The 7,371-nt window shown below is 69.4% G+C and carries 7 protein-coding genes and 1 pseudogene; all 8 read right to left on the bottom strand.

Annotated elements, in window-relative coordinates:
- Positions 1–1,173: MFS transporter (locus F9K34_RS15615; RefSeq protein ID WP_291338048.1), on the bottom strand; the 1,173-nt coding region annotated here is incomplete at its 3' end.
- 23 nt (positions 1,174–1,196) lie between these two features.
- Positions 1,197–1,547, bottom strand: a complete 351-nt coding sequence (locus F9K34_RS15620; RefSeq protein ID WP_291338054.1) for a glutaredoxin — start codon at positions 1,545–1,547, stop codon at positions 1,197–1,199.
- Between the two features lie 117 nt (positions 1,548–1,664).
- Positions 1,665–2,702: pseudogene (gene cysK / locus F9K34_RS15625) on the bottom strand (cysteine synthase A); the annotation flags it as partial.
- Positions 2,703–3,053: 351 nt separating this feature from the next.
- Positions 3,054–4,214: an NAD(P)/FAD-dependent oxidoreductase gene (locus F9K34_RS15630; RefSeq protein ID WP_291338049.1), complete on the bottom strand. Its 1,161-nt coding sequence runs from the start codon at positions 4,212–4,214 to the stop codon at positions 3,054–3,056.
- Positions 4,215–4,226: 12 nt separating this feature from the next.
- Complete coding sequence (locus tag F9K34_RS15635) at positions 4,227–5,468, bottom strand: flavin-containing monooxygenase (RefSeq protein ID WP_291338050.1); 1,242 nt, start codon at positions 5,466–5,468, stop codon at positions 4,227–4,229.
- 172 nt (positions 5,469–5,640) lie between these two features.
- Entirely contained in the window at positions 5,641–5,811 is a 171-nt protein-coding gene (locus F9K34_RS15640; protein ID WP_291338051.1) for a hypothetical protein, read from the bottom strand.
- A gap of 60 nt (positions 5,812–5,871) precedes the next feature.
- Complete coding sequence (locus tag F9K34_RS15645; protein WP_291338052.1) at positions 5,872–6,453, bottom strand: OsmC family protein; 582 nt, start codon at positions 6,451–6,453, stop codon at positions 5,872–5,874.
- A 225-nt stretch (positions 6,454–6,678) separates the two neighbouring features.
- Positions 6,679–7,320: a winged helix-turn-helix domain-containing protein gene (locus F9K34_RS15650; RefSeq protein WP_291338053.1), complete on the bottom strand. Its 642-nt coding sequence runs from the start codon at positions 7,318–7,320 to the stop codon at positions 6,679–6,681.
- Positions 7,321–7,371: the final 51 nt, after the last annotated feature.

The raw sequence follows: 7,371 nt of genomic DNA on the forward strand, positions 1-7,371 counted from the left end.
GAACAGGAGCCCGACCACGATCAGGTTTGCCACGCCCGCGGCAACCGCGACCGCGAAGGTGAGGTCGTAGGTGCCGGTCATGTCGAAGAAGACGCCGCCGACATACCCGCCGAGCCCGTGCCCGGCCCAGGCGAAGGCGAGGATGATGCCGGACGCACTCGCCCGGCGCGCGGCGGGGACCAAGGAGCGGATGGTCGTGAGGACCCCGGTCATCACGCCAGCGTAGCCAAAGCCATAGACCGGCGCGAAGATGTAGAAGAGGCTGAGATCGTCGATCCGGGTGAAGAAGAAGACCAGCGCCGTCTGCCAGGCCGAGGCAGCCAGATAGGCCTGAACGGCACCGACCGCGTCGGCGAGCCGCCCGAAGGCAACTCTTCCGGCTATTGCTGCCAGCATCATGACAAAGACGACGCTTCCCGCCTCGGGCGCCGGAATCCCGCAGCCCTGGACCAGCGGCACCAGATGCATCAACGGCACTGACATGAGGCTGCAACAGCAGAGGACGGCGAAGCTCATCAGGGCGACGATCCACCGGACCGGTATCGGCGGCTCGGTCTCGGCGACGTTCCCTCCAACAGTCAGACGGACGGGCGGCGGGACGCGAACGAGGAGCGCGAGCGGGACCAGCACCGCGAGCGAGACGAGGCCGAGCGCCAGAAGCGCCCCGCGCCAGCCCAGCGCCCCGATCAGGATCGCGTTGGCGAAGGGGATGCCCCCCTGCCCGATCGCCTGCCCGGCCGCGACCACGCCGATGGCAAGCCCCGCCCCTGTGCGGAACCAGGCGCCGACGAGCGCGAAGAGCGGTGCGAAGAGCGCACCGCCGCCAAAAGCGCCGGTGACGAAGAAGATGGCATAGAGCTGCCAGAGCTCCCGCGCTGCGGACGCCGCGATCATGCCGAGCGCCGTGACCGCCGCACCGACGAGAACCACCCGTCGTATGTCCAGCCGGTCCGCCGCAAAGCCCATGATGACCCCGCCAAGGGCGATACCCATGAGCCCCGCGGTATTGATGAAGGCAATCTCCCCCCTTCCCCAGCCGAACTCGTCCTCGAGCGGGGTGAAGAATGCGGAGAGTCCGTTGACGAGTTGCCCCATCGAGACGGCGAGCATCGCCGCGGCAATCGCCACGATGATCCAGCGATAGGGCGACGGGTTGTCTGGGGTCCGGGTCATCTTGGGTCCTTTCCGGGCGTGCGTCAGGCGGCTGCGGGTTTGCGGGGGTGTACCCAGCCCGGCAGGAAGCGACGCGCATTCGGGACGTCGACACTGACGGCACCGTGTCCGGACGCCGCCAGGCGTTTCTGCAGGGCACCGCTGTCGAAGGCGTCGAGCGTCTCGCTGGCGCCGCCGACGTAGTCGCCGGCGACGAAGATCTGCGGAATCGTCGCCGCACCCGTCCTCCGGGCGAGCGCCCGACGGACCTCGCCGCCCCAGTCGTTCTCCCGGTAATCGGGCCCATCGAGATCGACCGAGCGATAGGGAATGCCGGCCGCCGCGAAAAGCTTGCGGACGGACCAGGAAAATTCGCACCATTCGAGCGCGAACATCACCACCGGCCGGTCGCCGTCGGCGAGGATCTCGTCGACATGGCGGATCGCCTCAACGGAAGGTCCGGGCGCCGCGGCCGCCGCCACAGGCGGAACGGGCGCGGCGCCCGCATCGAAGCGAAAACGCGGCGTCGAGGCGGCGATGGCGCTTTCCTCCTCGTTCATCGCCTCGGCGATGTCGGAAAAGAGCGGCGTCGACAGATAACGCTCGCCGGTATCGGGCAACATCGCGAGAATGCGCGATCCGCCCGGCGCGCGCCGCGCGACCTCGAGCGCGGCGGCGAAGGTCGCGCCGCCGGAAACGCCGCAAAGGATACCCTCGTGCCGCGCAAGGGCGCGTGCGGCTTCAAGCGCCGCATCGCCCTGCACCGGCTGGATCTCGTCGATATGGCCGGCCTCGACGACGTCGGCCGCGAGCCGGGGAATGAAGTCGGGGGTCCAGCCCTGCATCAGGTGCGGGCGGAACGCCGGATGGCTTGTCGCGGGGCTGCCGTCCTCGGCAAAGACCTGCGCGATCCCCGAGCCGAGGAGCGGCGCGTTGTCCGGTTCGGCGGCAATGATCCGGGTCGCGGGGCTTTCGGCCTTCAGCACGCGGGCGACGCCCTTCATCGTTCCGCCGGTACCGAAGCCGGACACCCAGTAGTCAAGCGGCACGTCGGCGAACTCGTCGAGGATCTCTCGGGCGGTGGTGCGGGAATGGATGTCCGGCCCGGCCTCGTTCTCGAATTGCCGGGCGAGGAACCAGCCGTGCTTCTCCGCCAGTTCCCTGGCCTTGGCGAGCATGCCGGAACCCTTTTCCGAGGCGGGCGTCAGGATGACCCGCGCACCAAGGAAACGCATCAGCTTGCGCCGCTCGACCGAGAAGCTCTCGGCCATGGTCACGACGAGCGGATAGCCCTTGGCAGCACAGACCATGGCGAGGCCGATCCCGGTATTGCCGGAGGTCGCCTCGATCACCGTCTGGCCGGGCTTCAGGGTGCCGTCGCGTTCGGCCGCCTCGATGATGCCGAGGGCGAGCCGGTCCTTCACCGAACCCATCGGGTTGAACGCTTCGAGCTTCACGAAAAGTTCGACGCCGTCGGGCGCGAGCTTGTTGATCCGCACGATCGGCGTGTCGCCGATGGTGCCGAGGATGGACTGATGTACGTCGCTCATCTGGGGGTCCTTCAGATGCTGGGGAGAACGCCGCGAACCAGGCGCGCCGCGGCCGAAGTGCCGGCGTCCGCGGTCGGGTGTCTTGGATGGGCTTGCGTCGCGCCGCGTCGCGGCCAGCGGCAGTAGGGCCCGATGAACTCTGGCCTTGGCCGTGCGATCCGGGTGGTCGCGATGGTCGTGCGCTGCATTGGGGTCAACTCCTTCTGGCCGGCGCCGGGTTGACCCGGCGGCACCCGGCGTCCGGGTGTGGCGTCACCTTGCCGCCGTGCCGTTTCAGGGCGTTGTCGTCCGGGCCCGCCGCGCGTTTCAATTGTTTCAAGGCGCGCGGCCCACCCGGCACGCGAGGCGCCGTCATGCCGCGCGAACGAGCGCCCCGTTCCGGCCCGCGATCCAGTCCTGGTTGGTCTTCATCACCCGGTTGAGCGTGCGATGCAGGGTTTGGATTTCGTCCATCGACCAGTCGAGCGCCGCGATCCGGTCGGTCAGGTCGAAGAAGTCGGATGACAGCCGGTCGCGCAGGGCCGTGTATTCGGAGAGGTTGCCCATCGTGACCGCGTCGGCGAGGATCTCGGCGTCCCTCAGGGCGTCGGTGATGCCGTGGGCGGTAAGCGGATCCCGGAAGTAGCCGGCGTCGCCTACCAGGGCCCAGCCCTCCCCCGCCGATTGGCGCAGGTAACCGCGCGCCCCGCCGAAGGTGACCGGCGCTTCCGCCGGGGTCGCACCGTCGATCTCGGCCGCGAGCATCGGCAGGTGGCGCGCGATGAGCGCGCCCTGCGCCGCGGGGCCCGCCACCCGGGCGTCGGTCAGGACATCCGGCGGCACCGCCGCGAACACGCAGGAAAGTCCGTCGTTGGTCGGAATGATCCCGCCCGCGGCCCGCTGCGCGAAATGCCAGCGGTAGCCGCGGTCGGGAACGCCGTGCATGTAGCGGTAGATGCAACCTATGCTATAACGGGCCTGGCGGGTGACGGGCGCGGCGACGTGACGCGCGACCGCCGACGGCCGCCGGTCGGCGCCGATCACGATACCGGCGCGGACCTCCTCGAACGAGCCGCGCGCTGACCGGAGCCTGATGCCCCTCACACGCCCGGCCGCGTCGGCGACGAGCCCGGCGCAGCCGGTCGCGTACCGGAACTCCGCACCCGCGGCGCCCGCCGCTTCGGCGAGCGTCGCGTCGAGAAGCCGACGCCGCGGCGCGAAAAGCGCATCGACCCCATGTTCGGGTCTTATGTCGACGTCGACGACGGCGTGGCCGTCATAGATGAAGCTCGTGCGTCGGACGGGTGGGGTGCCGGCGCGGACGATCGCATCGAGCACTCCCCATTTCCCGAGCTGGATCACCGCACCGCGCATCAACGCATGGGTCGACATCGTGTCGCTGCCCGGCTGGTCGTGGTCGACGACGAGCACTTTCGCCCCGCGCGCCGCGAGAAGCATGGCGGTCGCCGCGCCGGCACAGCGTGCGCCGACGATCACGGCGTCGTAGGATTGCGTCTTGGGTCCAGTGGCCATGGGATGGTTCCTTCAGGCAACGCGCGTGGCGGCGGCATCGAGGTGGAGGGCGACGGCGGCAGCGATGGCCTCGGCATCGCGGCCGAGGCCGTGGATGAAGGCGGAACTGCGGTGCCGCATGAAGGGCAGGCCGAGCGTGAAGAGCCCGGCGACGGGGGTGAGCCCGCCGTCGCTGATGATCTCTCCGGCACCATCGACGGCCGGGACCCGCAGCCAGGGATAGGCGCGGGAATAGCCGGTCGCAAAGATCACGGCCCCGATCGCGCCGGAGGCGATCCCGTCCCCGGCGAAAGCCGCGACCGGCGGCATGCGGGCCTCCCACGCCTCGTCCTCGGTCGGGGCGGCGAGCCCCGTCACCTCGATGTGCCGGTCGGCCACCGTCAGGAGCTTTCGCCGCCGCACCTCGGCCGCCGCGCATTCCATGGCAAGGGAGGGTGCAAAGCGGATCCGGTCCCCGTCGGTGCCGATGGCGCGACCCGCGATGGCAACCCCCTCGGCGGCCAGCGTGGCAAGCCCGATATCGCTGTTGTCGGCGCTGCCCACGAGTTGCAGCGAGGGAAGCGCGACGGGGCGCGCGCCGCCACGGGCGCGGGGCTCGTAGAGAAACCCGCTGCGATGGAGCCAGTGGAACAGATCCCGTCCCCGATACCGGCGCGGGGCACGCACATGCCGACCGACCGACAGGACGACCTCCCGGCCGGCCGCCCTGAGGTCCGAGGCGATCTGGACCCCGGTTGCAGAAGCGCCGACGACGAGAACGCGCCCCGCCGGCAGATCCCCCGGCCCGCGGTACCGCGCTGGCGTGATCTGGTGCAGCCGGCCGGGCAGATCGCCGGACCAAGCCGGGACCGTCGCACGGTCGCAGGCGCCGGTCGCCACCACGACGGCACGACATTCCCAAGCGCCACGCGACGCGCGCACACGAAACCCCGACCCGCTCGCCGTTACCGAATGAACTGCGCAGCCGGTGACGACCGGCGCCACGATTTCCGCCCGATAGCGGTCGAGGAACGCGGCAAATGCGGCAGCCGGCATGAAGCCGTCAACGGCACCGTCAGGCGTGAGCCCGGGAAGGCCGTTCATCCAGTTGGGCGTCAGCAGCGTCAGCCCCGGCCAGCGTTCGGAATGCCAGCGTTCGCCGACCTCTCCCCGCTCGAGCACGACATGCTCGATGCCGCGAAGGCTCAGAGACCGGCTCGTCGCCAGACCCGCCGGCCCCGCTCCCACGACGATGACATCCGTGCGCGCCAACATGCATTCCACCTCGATTCGATTGGTCGGCCGCAATCTGGCGGGGTGGTGTTTCAGCCCCTCGACGGAAACCGGGCGATATCGTTTCAGTTGTTTCCTCAACGGCCTTGCACAAACGAAACGCCCGCAACCGTCAGGGTTGCGGGCGTAGATCCAAGCGCCGGGTTGGAAACGGTCAGGCCGCGATGTCCGCGGCGCGTTCCTCGTGCTCGTCATAGCGTTCGAACGGGACGAGGGAATTCTGCCGCCACCATCTGGCGGAAGCCTCGGCGTCGGCCTTGCGGGCGGCGCGGTCAAATCCGTGGCCGTAGCTTTTCGGCTGCTGGGTCTTGAAGAGGGATCTCATGGACGGTCCTTTCACTGGATCGAGGGGGACCGGCGGGCGGATGTGCCGCCCGCCGCCGCGTCAGCCGGCAATCGCCGCGATGGTGACGGGCACACCGTTGGTGAGCACGTCGAACACCGCTGAGCGCGCCACCGATTGCTGCACGATCTGTTCCAGCACTTCGTCCGGAGCGTCGCCCGTGATCCTGAAGGTCGCGCGCACGCCCGAGAACCCGTTGCGCACCGACTTGTCGAGCCCGAAGATGCCGTTGAGGTTGATGTCGCCTTCGATCGTCGTTTCGACGGAATGGAGCTTCACCTGGCGGATCGACGCGATGTTGCCGATGCCGGCGGTGATGCAGGCCGACAGGCCGGCGAGCAGCATCTCGACCGGGGTCACGCCGTTGTCGGTGCCGCAGAGCACCTCGGTGTGGTCCCCCTCGATCGTATGCTTCTGGCGGTGCGCCTGCTCGGCCATGGCGCCGTAGTAGTCGGAGAATGCGATCCGCGAATGCGTGCCCGAAAGCCATTCGCCCTTCGCGCGGAAGGTGAACCGGGCGATGTCGGGCTGCTGGCCGACGACGCCGAGCGTGGCGACAAGCGTCGGCACGTCGACGCCGTTGATGGCGGCCTTGGCGGGCTTTTCCAGAGTTGCGGTGGTCATGTCAGTGTCCTTTCCCGTGGAACGTTGCGCGGACGACCGTCGTCCGATGGAAGCTCACCTAGCCGGGCCCGGTTTCACCGGAATTTCGCGCAATGTTTCAATGGCTTCGATGGACAGGGCGGCCGGAACGCAGAAAGCGCCGCGACAGGGCGCGGCGCTTCCTTCCTCATTTCCCGACGCGGGCATCGGCGCAGCCCGCGCCATCGCCCGCTTTTGGCGGCCCCGTCAGGCGGGGTCGTAGACGTAGCCGATGCCGCGCACCGTGCGGATCACCTCGGGCTTCTTCGGGTTCACTTCGATCTTCTTCCTGATCCGCGAGATGCGGATGTCGATCGACCGGTCGAACGGATCCCAGGAGCGGTCGTGCGCCCCCTCGAGGATCTGGTCGCGGTTCAGCACCCGGCCGCGGTTCATCGCGAAGAGCTTGAGCAACTGGTACTCCATCGCCGTCAGCGGGATTTCGGCTCCGTCGGCATCGCTCAGCCTTGCCGAGTCGATGTGGAGCCACGCCTTGCCGAAGGGGAACCGCGGGCTTTCGGGCGGCGCCCCCGCGGCGGCAGGCGCGGTCACGCCCGCGGCGATGCAGGCCATCAGGCCGCGGACCAGCCACTCCGCTCCGGCGATCGCGTCGTCGGGGCGCGCGCCCATCGGCACCGCATCGCTGCGGTAGCCGGACACGGGCGCTGGGGATGGGCGCGCGCGCGCTGGAGGGCGTGCCCGGCTGGTTGCTTCCCTGGCCGCGCGCTGCGGCCGGAAAGCCGGGTCCGGTCCGACGGCGCCGACGATCATCGACAGAAGCGCCGAAAGGTCCACGGCCGGGGCGGGCACCGCGCTGGTGCGGTCGAAGGAGGAAGGAAGGGCCGTCATGGGGTCTCTCCTTGGTTGTCGCGTTTCATCTTGTTCGAGACGGGCTGCGGG

Source organism: Albidovulum sp. (genome assembly GCF_008933605.1).
In the GTDB taxonomy this organism is placed as follows: domain Bacteria; phylum Pseudomonadota; class Alphaproteobacteria; order Rhodobacterales; family Rhodobacteraceae; genus Albidovulum.